At 62.9% G+C, this 14,801-nt stretch carries 16 protein-coding genes, 1 pseudogene and 1 riboswitch; of the genes and pseudogenes, 2 read left to right on the top strand and 15 right to left on the bottom strand.

What is annotated here, in order from left to right; all coding sequences use genetic code 11:
- Positions 1 to 203: 203 nt before the first annotated feature.
- Complete coding sequence (locus EET67_RS15980; protein ID WP_128627199.1) at positions 204 to 806, top strand: DUF922 domain-containing Zn-dependent protease; 603 nt, start codon at positions 204 to 206, stop codon at positions 804 to 806.
- A 154-nt stretch (positions 807 to 960) separates the two neighbouring features.
- Here EET67_RS15980 and EET67_RS15975 read toward each other — a convergent pair whose 3' ends face one another.
- The 14 genes from EET67_RS15975 to EET67_RS15910 all read right to left on the bottom strand — a co-directional run bounded on the left by EET67_RS15975 (position 961) and on the right by EET67_RS15910 (position 13,533).
- A complete protein-coding gene (locus EET67_RS15975) occupies positions 961 to 1,968 on the bottom strand; it encodes an ABC transporter substrate-binding protein (RefSeq protein ID WP_128627198.1) in 1,008 nt (335 codons plus the stop codon).
- Positions 1,969 to 1,976: 8 nt separating this feature from the next.
- Positions 1,977 to 2,726 (bottom strand): ABC transporter ATP-binding protein, encoded by a 750-nt coding sequence (locus EET67_RS15970; protein ID WP_128627197.1) that lies wholly within the window; start codon positions 2,724 to 2,726, stop codon positions 1,977 to 1,979.
- Complete coding sequence (locus EET67_RS15965) at positions 2,723 to 3,523, bottom strand: ABC transporter permease (protein ID WP_165899927.1); 801 nt, start codon at positions 3,521 to 3,523, stop codon at positions 2,723 to 2,725. The genes EET67_RS15970 and EET67_RS15965 overlap by 4 nt, the downstream gene beginning before the upstream one ends.
- 30 nt (positions 3,524 to 3,553) lie before the next feature.
- Complete coding sequence (locus tag EET67_RS15960; RefSeq protein WP_128627196.1) at positions 3,554 to 4,162, bottom strand: YkoF family thiamine/hydroxymethylpyrimidine-binding protein; 609 nt, start codon at positions 4,160 to 4,162, stop codon at positions 3,554 to 3,556.
- A riboswitch (TPP riboswitch) is annotated at positions 4,153 to 4,266 on the bottom strand. Its footprint overlaps the gene before it by 10 nt.
- A gap of 68 nt (positions 4,267 to 4,334) precedes the next feature.
- Positions 4,335 to 4,967: a trimeric intracellular cation channel family protein gene (locus tag EET67_RS15955; RefSeq protein WP_128627195.1), complete on the bottom strand. Its 633-nt coding sequence runs from the start codon at positions 4,965 to 4,967 to the stop codon at positions 4,335 to 4,337.
- Positions 4,968 to 5,083: 116 nt separating this feature from the next.
- Positions 5,084 to 5,722: a nucleotide exchange factor GrpE gene (grpE, locus tag EET67_RS15950; protein ID WP_128627194.1), complete on the bottom strand. Its 639-nt coding sequence runs from the start codon at positions 5,720 to 5,722 to the stop codon at positions 5,084 to 5,086.
- A gap of 153 nt (positions 5,723 to 5,875) precedes the next feature.
- A complete protein-coding gene (locus EET67_RS25670) occupies positions 5,876 to 6,154 on the bottom strand; it encodes a hypothetical protein (protein WP_165899926.1) in 279 nt (92 codons plus the stop codon).
- 30 nt (positions 6,155 to 6,184) lie between these two features.
- Complete coding sequence (locus EET67_RS15940; protein ID WP_128627192.1) at positions 6,185 to 6,934, bottom strand: phosphoadenylyl-sulfate reductase; 750 nt, start codon at positions 6,932 to 6,934, stop codon at positions 6,185 to 6,187.
- Complete coding sequence (gene cysG / locus EET67_RS15935; protein WP_128627191.1) at positions 6,931 to 8,358, bottom strand: siroheme synthase CysG; 1,428 nt, start codon at positions 8,356 to 8,358, stop codon at positions 6,931 to 6,933. Before cysG ends, EET67_RS15940 begins: the two co-directional genes overlap by 4 nt.
- Before the next feature lie 318 nt (positions 8,359 to 8,676).
- Positions 8,677 to 9,426, bottom strand: a complete 750-nt coding sequence (locus tag EET67_RS15930; protein WP_128627190.1) for a hypothetical protein — start codon at positions 9,424 to 9,426, stop codon at positions 8,677 to 8,679.
- Positions 9,426 to 9,671, bottom strand: coding sequence for a thioredoxin domain-containing protein (locus EET67_RS15925; RefSeq protein WP_128627189.1), 246 nt, complete (start codon positions 9,669 to 9,671; stop codon positions 9,426 to 9,428). The genes EET67_RS15930 and EET67_RS15925 overlap by 1 nt, the downstream gene beginning before the upstream one ends.
- Before the next feature lie 54 nt (positions 9,672 to 9,725).
- Positions 9,726 to 10,394: a MarR family winged helix-turn-helix transcriptional regulator gene (locus EET67_RS15920; RefSeq protein WP_128627188.1), complete on the bottom strand. Its 669-nt coding sequence runs from the start codon at positions 10,392 to 10,394 to the stop codon at positions 9,726 to 9,728.
- A 73-nt stretch (positions 10,395 to 10,467) separates the two neighbouring features.
- Complete coding sequence (locus tag EET67_RS15915) at positions 10,468 to 11,217, bottom strand: SDR family NAD(P)-dependent oxidoreductase (protein ID WP_128627187.1); 750 nt, start codon at positions 11,215 to 11,217, stop codon at positions 10,468 to 10,470.
- A gap of 81 nt (positions 11,218 to 11,298) precedes the next feature.
- Positions 11,299 to 13,533: a transglycosylase domain-containing protein gene (locus EET67_RS15910; RefSeq protein WP_128627186.1), complete on the bottom strand. Its 2,235-nt coding sequence runs from the start codon at positions 13,531 to 13,533 to the stop codon at positions 11,299 to 11,301.
- Positions 13,534 to 14,091: 558 nt separating this feature from the next.
- Between EET67_RS15910 and EET67_RS15905 the strand changes: the two genes are divergently transcribed.
- A complete protein-coding gene (locus EET67_RS15905) occupies positions 14,092 to 14,685 on the top strand; it encodes a D-glucuronyl C5-epimerase family protein (protein WP_165899925.1) in 594 nt (197 codons plus the stop codon).
- Here the strand turns inward: EET67_RS15905 and EET67_RS15900 are convergent.
- A pseudogene (locus EET67_RS15900) lies at positions 14,682 to 14,801 on the bottom strand (IS5 family transposase); the annotation flags it as partial. The gene EET67_RS15905 and the pseudogene EET67_RS15900 sit on opposite strands and share 4 nt — an antisense overlap.

Here is a 14,801-nt window from a genome sequence, read left to right as displayed (position 1 = left end):
CCCCTCCGCAGTCCGTTTATAAGAATAGGCCAAGTATAGCTGGCGTAGCCTTCGCTGCAGCGAAGGAATGGAAATCGAGCCGTCCGGAACCATCCGGGCGGCCCTTTTTATTGCGCGAGATTGCCCGGCAGTCCGAAAGGACTTTACCGGCGGAGCTCGTTCGTTATGTCTGTCCCCTCGGAAATGGACCGGAGGGGGATCGCATGAAGACAAGAGGCTGGCGCAGGCTGTTTACCATCTGTCTCGTCTTGTTGCCGACGCCCGCCCTTGCAGACTGGCAGGCGGTCGAGAAGGTCGAGGCCTATGCGATCTCGGGGAAATCGGGGGCCGAGCTCTATGCCTCCATCGGCGAGCATGGGCCTAAGGTTGGCAAAAGCAAGTACCGCACCATCGCCCACACCAATTTCAAGCTGACCTGGTCACGCGACTACCAGGCGCAGGGCGACACCTGCACGCTGGCGTCGGCTCGACCGAAACTGATCATCACCTATGCGCTGCCGAAACCGGCCGACCGGCTGCCGCCGCTCACCCGGAAGAACTGGGATGTGTTCATCGACGGCGTGCGCAGGCACGAGCTGGTGCATGGCGACATCATCAAGGACATGGTCCGCGAGATCGAGCGTGTCAGCGTCGGCCTCACCGTTGCCGGCGATCCCGATTGCCAGAAGATCAGAAAGGAGCTGACCGGACATCTGTCCCGGCTCTCCCAGGAACAGCGGCAGCGCAGCCGCGATTTCGACCGCGACGAGCTCAGCGAGGGCGGCAATATTCACCAGCTCATCCTGCGGCTGGTGAATGGGCATTAGATCGAGATGTCTTTTCCTTGAATCGCCATCTCGATCTAAGCCTTTGTTCTTGAAGCATGATCTTGTCCGAAAAGTCTGCAACTTTTCGGGATCATGCTCTAGCCGATTTCATGTGGTGGGCGGTGAGCGCCCACCGCTAATCCTATTGATCGCGTCAAGCCGTCTGGAAATCGTTGGTAAAATAGGTCGAGAAGTCAGGCCGCTCCTCCACCTTCTTGCCATCGCCGTCCTTGAGCACCCCGGCATCGAACAGATAGGTGCCGATGGCGTCGATCTTGGCCGGATCGATGCGGCCGACAGCGCCCTCCTTCGAGCGGAAATAGTGACCGTCGATCAATGCCTGCAATGAGGCGCGGATAAGCTTGTGGTCGGTCAGCACGTCTTTATTGGCGGCAATGAGAATCTCGGCGGCCTCGTCGGGATGGTCGACAGCGAACTCATAGCCGCGCCGCGTCGCGGTAACGAAGCCGGAAGCCGCTTCAGGGTTTTCCTTCAGATAGGCCTCGCTCGACCCGATGAAATTGCTGTGCTGGTCGGGCACGCCGAAATCGGCATAGCGGAAGGCGCGCTGCGGCCGTCCGTCAAGCTCGGCCTTGACGCCCTCCCAGGTGTAGACTTCCAGGGTGAAATCCACCGCGCCATTGGCCAGCGCCTCATAGGCGGAGGTGCCCAGCGTCACGGTCTCATATTCTCCCTTGCCGCCATCATGGCGAATGATGCTGCCGATGAGCGCATTTTCCCAGGCGCTGCCGAAGCCGCCATAGGTGAGGCCGTCGAGGTCCCTGGGGCTCTTGATGTCGGTGCGGTCGGCATTGAAGACCAGGCGGCCGGTCTCGGTCTGCATGATGGCATAGGTGGCCACCAGATCGGCGCCTGCCGTGCGCTGGGTGAACAGGCCGAGCGAACTCAATATGCCGAAATCGGCAACGCGGCTCGCCACCAGCGCGCCGGCCGAGGTGTCGCTATAGGGCAGGATTTCCACGTCGACGCCGGCATTGGCATAAAAGCCCTTGGCCTGCGCTACATGCAGGCCGATATGGTTGGTGTTGGGCGTCCAGTCGAGCGCGATGGTCACAGGTTTTAAGCCGGCAAAACTTCTTGTCGGCAGAAGCGTCGTTGCAAGCGTGGCGGCAATCATCTGGCGGCGGGTCAGCATGGTCATCTTCCTTCCTAGGGCTGCGGGTTGAGGAGGGTTTGGAGGAGGCGGGCCTCGATGGCGCTGGCCTCGGGCGAGGCAAGGTCGGTACGCGGATGGGGCAGCGAGACGGTGATTTCATCGAGCACACGTGCCGGGCGCTCGGTCAGCACATAGATACGATCTGACAGGAACACGGCTTCGCGCACGTCATGGGTGATCAGCAGCGCCGTCCAGCGGTGACGTTCCCACATCGCTTGCAGCCAGCGCTGCATGCCGGCACGCGTCAGCGCATCGAGCGCGCTAAACGGCTCGTCCAGCAGCAGCATGTCGCGCTGCTGCACCACGGTGCGAAGCAAGGCCGCGCGCTGGCGCATGCCGCCGGAAAGCTGGGCGGGATAATGGCGCTCGAAGCCATCAAGGCCGAATTCGGCGAAGAGTGGCGCAACTTTCTCGCGCGCCTGGCTGCGGGAAAGCCCCTGCACTTCAAGGCCGAGCGTCGTATTGTCGATGATCCGCCGCCATGGCATCAGCGCATCGCGTTGCGGCATGAAGGCAAAGGGCCGCCGCCCGTCCTCCAGCGGGGTGCCGTCGAACAGCACCTCGCCGCCGTCGGTCTGAAGCGCACCCGTCAGCAGCTTGAAGATCGTGGATTTGCCGCAGCCGGAGGGTCCGAGGATCGAAACGAATTCGCCGGGCCGCACGGTGAGCGAGATATCGGCGAGAACATCGAGCCCGTCGAAGCGCTTGCGCAGTTGCCGCAGTTCAAGGCGTGGGGCGCTCATCGCCGGCGCCCTTGATCAAGCCGCTCCCAGGGCATGGCAACACGCTGGATCAGCACGGTGATGCCGAACAGCACGAGCGTCAGCGTGGCGCACACCAGCACGGCGGCGAGCACCAGGCCCGGGCGGAAATTGTTCTTGGCGTTGAGGATATAGATGCCGAGCCCTTTGGCGGCCCCGGCATATTCGGCAAAGATCGCGCCGACCACGGCATAGGTTATGGAGATGCGCAGGCCGGCGAAGAAATAGGGCAACGAAGAGGGCAGCCGTGCCAGCAGGAACACCCGCACACGCGACGCCCCCATCGAGGCGAGCAGCGACTGGATGTCGTCGTCGGTTGCCGCATAGCCCTGCACCAGCGCCACCAGCATCGGGAAGAAGGTGACAAGCGCCACCAGCATGATCTTGGGCGCGAGGCCGAAACCGAACCAGAGCACGACCAGCGGAGCAATCGCCACCAGCGGTAGCGTCTGGCTGATGATGAACACCGGAAACAGCGCACGACGCAGCCGCCCGGAAAAGTCGACCAGCACCGAGAAGACGAAGGCGGCCGTCAGCGAACAGCCAAAGCCGAACACCGTCGCGCGGATGGTCGGCAGCGTATTGTCGAACAACGCCTGCCGGTGCTCCAGCGCCTGGCCGATGACGCGCGAGGGTGCCGGCAGCATGATGGCCGATATGCCGGAAAACCGTGCATAGAGTTCCCATGCCACGACCAGCGTGCCGACCGACAGCAGGGCGGGAGCGATCTTGCTGAAAACGGGCGCGAACACGCCCGCGCGAGTGCGGCTTGTGGACATCGGGCAACCTTCGGAACGCGAGGAATCCGCCTAGCGCGGCGTCGGGCTGTTCGCGGAAACCGTCAGGTCGATGGTTACATGGCCTTCTGACGGGCCGAAGCGGCAGAAGGCGGCTTCGACGGCAGTGAATACCTTGCCCGCGTCGCCACCCAGCTTGGTGCAGAAATTCTTCGAGCGATCGAAGACCCCTGACCGCTTGAGAAAATCGATGCAGCCATAGATCTCGTCCATGTGATCGCCGGTGCCCATCACATAGAGCGAGAATTGCGCCGCGATCGGCGTTGCCGTGTCGGGGGCGGCGGCAATTGCGGCGAGAGCGGCTGCCTTGCGCTCCCCCAACGGCTCACGCGGGCCGGAGAGCTGCACCGACTGGCAGATCGCGTCGTCAGGCTCGCCCGGACAGCCGCGCGAGATCGCGGCCGAGAGCACGCAGTGCTTGCCGGTACGAGCCGCGGCGACAAAGAGGTCGCGCATCGCCGGAAACAGCACTTCAGGAGGTCCTACCACAAGCGTCGAGATATCGTCGGTCTCGATCCTCAACCGGTCGCGGTACGGGTCGAGCGCGCCCAAAGCGCTCATGATGACGCCGACGAAATCGTCGGTCATGGGATAAAGGGATATCTGTGCGCCGGAAAACATCGCCCGCCTCGCTCCGCTGGTATTACCCAGATCAGCTTCTAGGGTTTGAGGGCTTGGCGCCCGCGTCTCAGCCCCGGCAATACGGAGCACCCCTGTGGATGCGGCGCAATCAATCAGATCGGGATCGGAAGGGCAAGCCGTTTTGTGCCGGGCATGCGGATATATTTTTGCTTCAGGGTATGTCTTCAGGCCGGCGGCCGGGCCGGCTGCGATAGGCCGGAAAGGCCCAGCCGAATTTCAGCGCACCGCCACGAACCACGAATGCCGTCGAGAAGGCAAGTACGGCCGACAGGGTTGCCGACAGGCCGGCGAGATCGGCAAGCGTGAAGGCGGCTGCACCTGCCATCGCCGCGGTGACGTAGATTTCGGGTCGCAGCAATACGGATGGCTCGCCGGCCAGCAGGTCGCGCAATATGCCGCCGAAGGTCGCCGTCAGCATGCCGGTGATGATGGCAACCGTTGGCGAGGCGGTCGCGGCAAGGCCCTTGGCCGCGCCCATGACCGAATAGGCCGAGAGCCCGACCGCATCGAGCCACAAAAGCAGCTTATAGCGCGATTCCACCTTGTGGGCTGTGAAGAACACCAGCACCGCAATGGCGGCACAGACCAGCACATAAGCAGGATTTTGCACCCAGAACACCGGCGCGCCGAGAATGAGATCACGGAAGGTGCCGCCGCCTATGCCGGTCACGCTGGCCAGGAACAGGAAGCCGATGATGTCGAGCTGCTTGCGCGAGGCGGCAAGCGCGCCGGTGGCGGCAAAGACCGCCACGCCGGCATAATCGAGAAGCAGGATCGGATTCATGTCAGCCGCCGCGCCGGTGATTTGCGCACGAGCATGGTCGATCCCGAAGGGCCATGCAACGCCCAACATCCGGCGCTTGAAGGAAATTCAGGCCGGATCAGCCGGCCTGAAAGCAATCAGGCGTCTTTTTCGGCCTGCTCGTTGATGGGGCCGGGTTCTACCGGCGTTTCAGGAGCAGCACTTTGCTTCGGCCCGCCCTTGGCGACGCCGACCATTGCCGGCCGCAGCACGCGGTCGCCGATCGAATAGCCCTGCTGCACCACCTGCACCACCGTATTGGCCGGCACGTCGGGATTAGGCACTTCGAACATCGCCTGATGGAAATGCGGGTCGAACTTGCCGCCTTCGGGATTGAGCTTTTTGACTCCGTGACGCTCCAACGCCACATGCATGTCTCGCTCGGTCATCTCGACGCCTTCGATCAGCGCCTTGAAGCCGGCATCGCCGCCGGCCTTGGCCTCGGCCGGGATAGCATCCAGCGCGCGGCGCAGATTGTCGGCGACGCCCAGCATGTCGCGGGCGAAATTGGCCACCGAATAGGCACGTGCATCCTGCACGTCGCGCGCGGTGCGCCGGCGCAAATTCTCCATATCGGCGGCGATCCGAAGGGCCCTGTCCTTGAGCTCCTCGTTCTCCTTCATCAGGCGCTGCAGCACCTCATAATCACTTTCCGCGCCGGTTTCCTTCACATCGGCGGCCGCTTCGGCCGTCTCATTCTCCTCGGGCGCGTATTCGTGTTTTTCCTGGTCGCTCATCACCATCTACCGTTATTCTCGCAAAAGGTTCGGAAGTTGCGCCCGATATCGAGCTTCGACCAGCAAAAATCAAGGGGCAAGGCGCGGCTGATGCAGCTTGGCGGCGCGTTTGGGGGTGCCGTGGGTCCGCCTATCGCATTGATTCAACTTTAATTAAATCTTTACCCTGTTTGCCGGCAGCAGTTGTCGCAGGCGGCATTTGGCGGAACCATTCGGGTTTGAGACGAGTTTGGAAACCGAAAGAAGGTTTTCCGGATCATGAGCCGCAGAAATCAAATAGTCTCTCGGGCACTTGCAGATGAAGTCAGGCGTCAGTCCGAACTGGAGCAGTTGAAACGCTTCGTCCGATCCTTGCCGGCCTTCCAGCCCGACGCGCAGATTCCGCCGAGATTCGTCGACCTGCTTGGTAGGATCGACGAGGCGGAACAGCAATCCGGGTCGCGGCGGCGCGGTTGAAACCGCCTAACGCGTCAGAGTGTCCAGCGTCTCGCCCAGCCCGGACAGGTGGATACCGCATTCCGTCTTGGCTTGCCCGGCCCAGCGGCCGCTGCGCGCATCCTCGCCGGGTTTGACGACCGAGGTACAGGGAAAGCAGCCGATCGACAGATAGCCATAGGCGACCAGCGGATTTGCCCGCAACTCGTGCCGGCGCATATAGTCGGCCTGATCGGCGGTGGTCCAGCGGGCGAGCGGATTGATGCGAAGACGCGGCCCCACGGCCTCGAAGACCGGCAGGGCCTGGCGCGTGGATGCCTGGAAGCGCTTGCGGCCGGTAAACCAGCCCCGGAAAGGCGCGACGCCGCGCGCCATCGGCTCGACCTTGCGAATGGCGCAGCAGGCATCGGTGTCGGTCAGATGCAGCTTGCCATCGGGATCGTCGCGCTCAAGGGCTGCCTCGTCCGGCGTGACGATGCGGATGTCGCTCAGGCCGAGATCGCTCGCGAGAGCATCGCGATAGGCAAGCGTCTCCTCGAAATGCATGCCGGTATCGAGGAAGATGATGGGAAGCGACCGGTCCATTTCGGCAATCAGATGCAGCAGCACGGCCGAATCCGCGCCGAAAGACGAAACAGCGGCAATCTCGCCCTCGCCATGTGCTCCCAGCGTCCGCGCGATGATTTCGGCTGCCGGGAGGGCGCAATAGAGGGCATCCAGACGCTCAGCCTCGGCCTGCGTCTCCCTTTCGATTGCAGCGTCCGCCACTTGCGTCATGCCGCCACGGCCTCCCGCTTTTGCAGGGCAAGCGGCTCGGATCTGTCGAAATTCGCGCCTGCAACGGCATCGCCGATGATCGTCATGACCGGACCGCTCATATCCGTGCGCTGCTCCAGCGAAGGCAGGTCGGCCAGCGTGCCATGGAACATACGGCGGGTTGCAAGGCTGGCATTCTCCACCACGGCCACCGCCGTATCCGATGGCAGGCCGGCCTCGATCAGGCGGCCGGCAACATCGGCGGCAACCGAGCGCCCCATATAGACGGCGACGGTGGCGCCGGAAATGGCAAGCTTTGCCCAATCGGGCAGCGAGCGGCCCTTGAGGTCGTGGCCGGTGGTGAACACCATGGAGGAGGTCACGCCGCGCAGGGTCAGCGGCAGTTCGAAATCGGCGGCGGCGGCAAAGGCAGCGCTGATGCCCGGCACGATCTCGTACGAAATTCCCGCGTCGCGCAGCGCCTGCATCTCCTCGCCCGCCCGACCGAAGACCAGCGGATCGCCCGATTTCAGCCGCACCACCTGCTTGCCTTCGCGACCGAGGCGGACCAGCAAATCGTTGATTTCACCCTGGGTCTTGGAATGGCACCCCTTGCGCTTGCCGACCGAAATTCGTTCGGCATCGCGGCGCCCCATGGTGACCACGGCTTCCGGCACCAGCGCATCGTAAAGTATAACATCCGCTTCCATCAGATGGCGATGGGCCCGCAGCGTCAGCAGGTCTTCGGCGCCCGGTCCCGCGCCGACCAGCACGACATGGCCCCTGCCTGAAGCACCGCGCGACAAAAGGTCGGAGGCCGCACTCCTAGCCGCGGCAGCATCTCCCGCTTCCATCGCGCGCGCCGGCCTCCCGGTGAAGAATTCGCGCCAGAACCGACGCCTTGGATCACCCCGTGGAACCAGCCTTTCCGCCGCCTCACGGAAGGAATTTGCGAGCAAGGCAAGGGATCCGAGCGAAGGCGAAAGCATGCGGTCGATCTTCGAGCGCACCATCTGCGCCAGGACCGGCCCCGCTCCCTCGGTGCCGATGGCAACGGCAAGCGGCGCGCGATTGACGAGTGCCGGGGTGAAGAAATCGCAAAGCTCGGGGCGATCCACCGCATTTACGGCAATGCCCAGCCGGCGCGCATCTTCCGAAACCTGCCGGTCCGCAACCGGATCGCCGGTCGCGGCAAACACCATCACCGCGCCCACCAGATGCGCCGGCGCATAGGCTGTGTCGAGATGGACGGCACCATTGCCGGCAATCCATTCGGCCAGTTCGGGCTCGATGCGGTTGGAAACGACCACCAGCCTGGCGCTCGACTGGCCAAGCAGCCTCGCCTTGGCTAGGGCCTCGCCGCCGCCACCAATGATGACGATTTTGCGGCCCTCGACACGCAGGAAGACAGGGAATGCATTGAGTTTCACGGCAGGCTCGGCCATCACAGACATTGTTTCCAGATCGTCCCTGATTTTTAGCCGGTGTCCACGCCTTGCAGAAGCAATGCGCTCGCGCTTGCGTCCGGGCGAGGCGATTGCTTTTGCGCCCCTTGCCGCCTCACGAAAATATAATTTCTGATGCCTGCCCGGACTGCCGAGTCGATGCCTCCCCACCATGCGAGCAGCAAGGCTATCGCCTATATTTCGACCCCCACTCCGGTTTGCTTTGCAAACCACCTCTCCCCCGCTCGACGGGGGAGAGGAAGCGCCGTCCGCAATGCTTGCACCCTTCCCCTGCGCCGAGCAGGGAGGCACCATGCTCTATTCGCCGACCTTGCCCGGCAGGCTGAGGTCGCCGGAAGCCACGTCGAAGACATCGGCCACGCAAAGCAGCGGCGCGTGGACATCGGCATTCACGCGCAGGCCTGCGGTGACGCCGTCATATTTCGTCGCCTTCACCGCGGACATGTCCTCGAACTTCACGCGAAGCTCGACCGTGCCCTCGCCCAGCACCGGCTCCCAGCCGGGACTGTCGATCAGTAGCGGCAGGCCCGGCCAGGTCTTCGGCAGGTTCGGCTTGGCACCTTCGGGAATGTCGATCACCTTGAGCGCGCCGGCACCGCAGGCATCGTCGGGCCCCAGCACGACCCAGTGGCTGTGCCACAGATCGCCGTCATTCTTCGGATCGCCATCGCCATTCTCGTCGTAGAGCGGCGTGTCGTCGAAATCCGGATGCGCCGTGACGGTCATGGCGAGAATGCCCGCCCCCTTGTCGAAGCCGATCTGCGCCGGATCGATGCTGGTCGGCCAGACATAGGCGAACACTTCCGAACCGGCGAGCTTTCCCACCGCGCTCGGCTTGGTCTCGCCCGCCTTGCCCGATACCGCCATGTGGAACACCGCCTCGGATCCCTCGGTGGTGATCCGCGCATGAACGATATCGAAATCCGCCACCTTGGCATTGCCTTCCTTGGCCTCGATCCCATCGGAATGGGCGAGAACCGGCTGGACAGAAAGGCCAGCGAGCAGGCACAGGCCTGCCCCGGTCGCCGCAAATGATAGCCGGGCCATCAGGCGCCTCCCCCGAGATCGGCCAAGGCCGCGCCGAAATTGATGTGATAGGGCTGGCCGTCTACGACGAAGGCTGGGACGGATTTGACACCGGAAGCCGCAGCTTCGGCGATCCGCTCGGGCGATTGCCCGAGATGGACGATCTCGACCTTATAGGCCGAAGGGTTGAGGGCGTGAGCGAAACGCTGTTCGGCGTCCACGCAGACCGAACAGCCTGCATGGTAAAACACAGCTTTTTGTGGCATGGTTGAAGGGCTCCTTTCTTTCCCAAGAGAGCTTGAGCAAAAAGAGTGCCTCGCTCATTGCGGTGGGCGGGGCACTCGTTCGTTTCGCCGGACCGGTTTCGGCGCAGTTGCGATTGCCCGCAACCTTGCCGATGATCCGGCGTCCGCGTGGTCGTTGCAGTCGAGGCGCAGCGAAGCGTCCCCGAAAGCCGCGTCCACGAAGGCGCAGTGATGCGGCCTCACCGCATCGGAATGCTTGTAGGGCTGGAAGAAGCGGCAGGTCAGGCACAGCCGCTGCGGCTCGATGGCGCCCGCCTCCTGCAATTCCAGGATGATCTTCGACAAAGCGCGCCGCATCCCCGCGCTCTCCTTGTCGTCCAGCGCTTCCACGGCCTTGGCAAGCGGCGCCGGCGGGGCCGACATGCGTGCGGCCAAAACCCTGCCTTCCTGAGTCAGCCGGACTTGTATTGCCCTGCCGTCATCAGGATCGGCCTGCCTGATCACGAGGCGCTTGCGCTCCAGAGCTGCGATAACGTCACTCGCCGTCGCCTGCGTGACGCCGAGAAGCTTGGCCAACACGGTGACCCGGTTCGGCCCCCTGTTTTCCAACAGAGACAGGCAGGCCCCTTGTGTCGGCGTGAGGCCAAGCGGCGCGGCATCGCGCCAACCCGACATGCGCAGGAAGGACACCAGTTGCACAAGCCCCGCCGCTATCTGGGCGTTATCGTCTCGTTCGATCTCCATTGCATTTTCATAGGACTCCTATGTAAATGAGTCAAGCCAAGCCGCGCCAGAAAGTCCGGGCACTGGACTACGATCAGACGTGCTGGCCGCCATTGATGTGGATTTCCGAGCCGGTCACATAGGAAGCCTGGCTGGAGCACAGGAAGAAGATGATGTCGGCCACTTCCGAGGTCGATCCGAGGCGGCGCAGCGGCAGCGTCTCGACCATCTTCTCCGTGCCCGGCGACAGGATCGCCGTGTCGATCTCGCCCGGCGCGATGGCATTGACGCGAATGCCGTGCGGGCCGAAATCATGCGCCATCTCCCGCGTCAGCGAGCCAAGGGCCGCCTTGGAGGTGGCGTAGGAGGTGCCGGCGAAAGGATGCACGCGCGTGCCGGCGATGGAGGTGACATTGACGATCGAGCCCTGCCCGGCCGCAAGCTCCTTGAACAAGCCGCGCGCCAGCATGATCGGGGCGAAGAAATTCACCTGAAAGACATCGCGCCACACATGCATCGGCGTGTCGATCGAATTCATCCGGCCGCCATCCTTCAGCTTGGGCGAGATGCCAGCATTGTTGACCAGCGCGTGAAGCTGGCCGCTGTGCGGCTCGAGCCGGCGCCTTATCTCGGACACGGCCATGCCGACGTCCTCGGGGTCGGCGAGGTCGACCTTGATGTGGTCCTCAGGTCCTGCCGGCCAGGGGCAATCCTCGGCAAAAGCCTGGCGCGAGCAGGTGATCACCCGCCAGCCCTCGCGCGAAAAGCGCTTCACCGTCGCATGGCCGATGCCCCGGCTGGCGCCGGTGAGCACAATCGTCTTTCGCGTATCTGTCGCAGTCATGATCTTGGGGTCCGACGCCTCATCTTGAGCGCTATGTAGCGGATGCGGACCGTACTTGCGAGGGGCATCTATGCCTGCGGTTCAATTGCCCATGATCACGTCGAGGATCGAGGTTTCGCGCCGCACCGCCGGTCCGCCGACATCGGCCGGCGGCACCGGACGGTTGATCGAGGCTGTCGGAACCTCCTGCGGGGCTGGCATGAAACCGCCGGCGGTATCGACCGGATCGACCTGTGTCGGCCTATCGGGATTGGCCGGAAGCAATGCGGGCCGGTCGGCACCGGCCATCGGCACGCCATCATCATATTCAGGCTCGGCATCGGGATTGGACTTCCACGTGCCCGGCAGCGGCGCCACCGGCACGCCCTCATGCGCGGCCACCATGAATTCGTGCCAAGCCTGCGCCGGCAGCGCACCGCCTGTCACCTTCTTCATCGGCTTGCCGTCATCATTGCCGAACCAGACACCGGTGGTCAGGTTGGCGGTGTAGCCGACGAACCAGGCATCGCGCGAATTCTGGCTTGTACCGGTCTTGCCCGCCGCCGGCCAGGCGAAGGCCGCTTTCCTTGCGGTTCCCGTCTCCACGGTGCCGGTCATCATCGCATTCATCATGCCGATGATTTCGGGGCGCACCACGCGCGGCGTCGCACCGCCGCTATTTTCATAGAGCACTTCGCCGGAGGTGGTCGTCACGCGCTGGATGAAATGCACTTCCGGGCGATAGCCGCCATTGGCGAAAGGCACATAGGCCGCCGTCAGTTCCAGCGGTGTCACCTCGGAGGTGCCCAGTGCGAGCGAGACATTGGCCTGCAGGGTCGATTCGATGCCCATGCGCTGCGCCACCTCGATCACCGCGGCGGGGCCGACTTCCATGGTCAGTTGGGCCGCCACCGAGTTCAGCGATTTGGCAAGCGCGGTCGAAAGCGTGACCTTGCCGTAATATTTTCCGTTATAATTTTCAGGCTTCCATTTGCCGATGCGGATCGGCGCATCGTTGCGCACGCTGTCGGGTGTGCGGCCCTGTTCGAGCGCGGCCAGGAACACGAAGGGCTTGAAGGCCGAACCCGGCTGGCGGCGCGCCTCGGCAGCGCGGTCGAACTGGCTGTTGGCATAGTCATAGCCGCCCACCATGGCGCGCACCGCGCCGGAATTGTCGATCGACACGAGCGCACCCTGGCTGACATCAAGCTTTTTCCCCTCCTCGTCGATGAGGCGGCGGATGGACTCTTCTGCAAGCTTCTGCAGGGTCAGGTCGACCGTGGCGTCGACGATGATATCGCTGCGCACATCGCCGATGATCCCGGGCAGTTCCTCCATGATGCGGTCGGCGACATAATGCTCCGAGCCGGTCCAATAGGCGGCGGCGCGCGTTGCCGGCGCGCTCATCGCCGTGGCCAGCTCCTTTTCGCCGATCATTCCTTCCTGGCGCATGGCCGAAAGAACGAGTCGGGCGCGGTCTTCCGCAGCCTTGGGGTCGCGCGCCGGAGACAGCCGCGACGGCGCCTTGAGCAACCCGGCCAGAAGCGCAGCCTCGGCGAGCGTCACGTCGCGGGCGGACTTGCCGAAATAGCGGCGCGACGCCGCCTCCACGCCATAGGCGCCCGAGCCGAAATAGACTCGGTTGAGATACATTTCGAGGATCTGGTCCTTGGTGTGCTTGTGCTCGAGCCAAAGCGCGAGCAGCACTTCCTGCACCTTGCGCTCGATGGTGCGGTCGGGCTTGAGGAACAGGTTCTTGGCAAGCTGCTGGGTGAGCGTCGAGCCACCCTGCGAGAAGCGGCCGCTGGTGATATTCTCCACCATGGCGCGGGCAAGCCCGAGCGGATCGATGCCGAAATGCGAATAGAAGCGCCGGTCCTCGATCGCCATCACCGCCTGCGGGATATAGGGCGACATTTCGTGCAAGCCCACCGCCTCGCCGCCGGTCATGCCGCGATTGGCGAGGAGCTTGCCGTCAACCGAGACGATCTTGACGTTGGGCGGCCGGTCCGGAATGGACCAGGTGGTGGCGCTCGGCATCTGCGCGCCGTAATAGAGCACGACGCCGGCGGCCGCGATGCCGGCCCAGAGCGCGAGCACGAAACCCCAGTAGACGACACGCCCCAGCCCGCTGAACAGTCCGCGGCTTCTGGTCCGCTGCCGGCCGCGCGCCGGCCGCTCCTGCCGCGACGCCTTGGTCGGCGCTCGCTTGGAGACAGCACGCTTTCGCGACGGCACGACGCGGTCGTCGTCAGTCACCGACAGCCCGGCCGCCTCTCTTTTGTCGGCCGGCCCGTCGAAGGTTGGCTCGATGCGTGTCCTGTCTTTCCTTGCCATGCCGCCCGCTGTCGATCCCGTTTGAAAGGCTCGCTTGGACAGTAAATACGGCGATTTAAGGAGGGCTTAAACCCCGTTCATAAAAGGCGTTGAAGATCAATCGCCTAAGCCACGGACGCCCTCTGCACGGGTCGGCGTCTCGCTGGGTCTGGCTAGCGGCCCCAAGGCCGGGCAGCAAGCTTCAACTAATCCTATCAGTCGAGCCAGCCGCCCAGCAAATCTCGCCCCGGCCGCCTTCGCGGCCGGTAGATCGTGTCGATGCCTTGGAATGTTGGTGTTTGAGACTTAGGCAATGCCTCGGCCAGCGGCATACTGTCACTTTTATTCCCATCATTTGAATATTCCAAAATGATCGAGTAAGGCGAGGCTGGGCTTTTTCTATGGGGTTTTCTGGGCGTGATGAAATTATTCTTTACGATGGCCTTGGCATGGGGCCTCGGCAGTGCGTCGGCGTTTGCGAATTGTCCTGAAATCGGACCCGCTCCAAGAACACTAACATCCCCGGCGGCTGAGTATGCATCCTCCAAAGGGTTTAGTCTGGATTCGGACGGTATACTCGTGTTCGACTACGGCAATCGCTACGGCGGCGGTGTGGGTAAGTTTCGAAACCCGTATTTTATAACGAATTACGCAAACGCGCTTTATCGTGACTATCTCGATACGAATTGCTCCAAGGTCGATCTGCTGCATCAGTTTATGTTGCAAGCCGACTATCTGCTAAGCTCCGCAGTAAGGCACGGACAATTGGCGGAGTGGCCCTATCCGTTTCCTATAGAGGAATATGGCATTCCAGCTGGCTGGATTTCTGGTATCGGCCAAGCACGAATTGCGGGTGTGCTGCAAAGAGCTTCAGCGTTGACCGGAGAAGCAAAATACCACGAAGCTGCCGAAGCGGCGATGGAAGCATATGTCAACTCGCCAAAGGATGGAGGCGTCGCCACCATAGACGGCGAGGTAACGTGGGTCGAAGAGTATGCAGACCCGACTGGCACGTCTTACAAAGTCCTTAACGGGCACGTCACCGCGCTAGGCGGGATTCTAGACTACTTTGAAATTACAGGTGAAAAAAAATGGAAGGCAGTTTTCGATTCCGGCGTGGCCGCCGTCGCTCGCGATATTGAAAAGTTTGATACGGGATTTTTGTCGTTCTAGCGCTCGTGGACAAAGGGTATCCATAATTTGACTGCGGCGATGGCGACGAAGCCGAGATAGGATTCCTTGGTCTTGTCGTAGCGCGTGGCTATACGGCGCCAGTTCTTGAGCTTGTT

It is taken from the genome of Borborobacter arsenicus, from assembly GCF_003934165.1.
GTDB lineage: Bacteria > Pseudomonadota > Alphaproteobacteria > Rhizobiales > Rhizobiaceae > Pseudaminobacter > Pseudaminobacter arsenicus.
The sequence above is the reverse complement of the archived record's forward strand: the minus strand, read 5'-3'. Positions and strand labels throughout refer to the sequence as shown.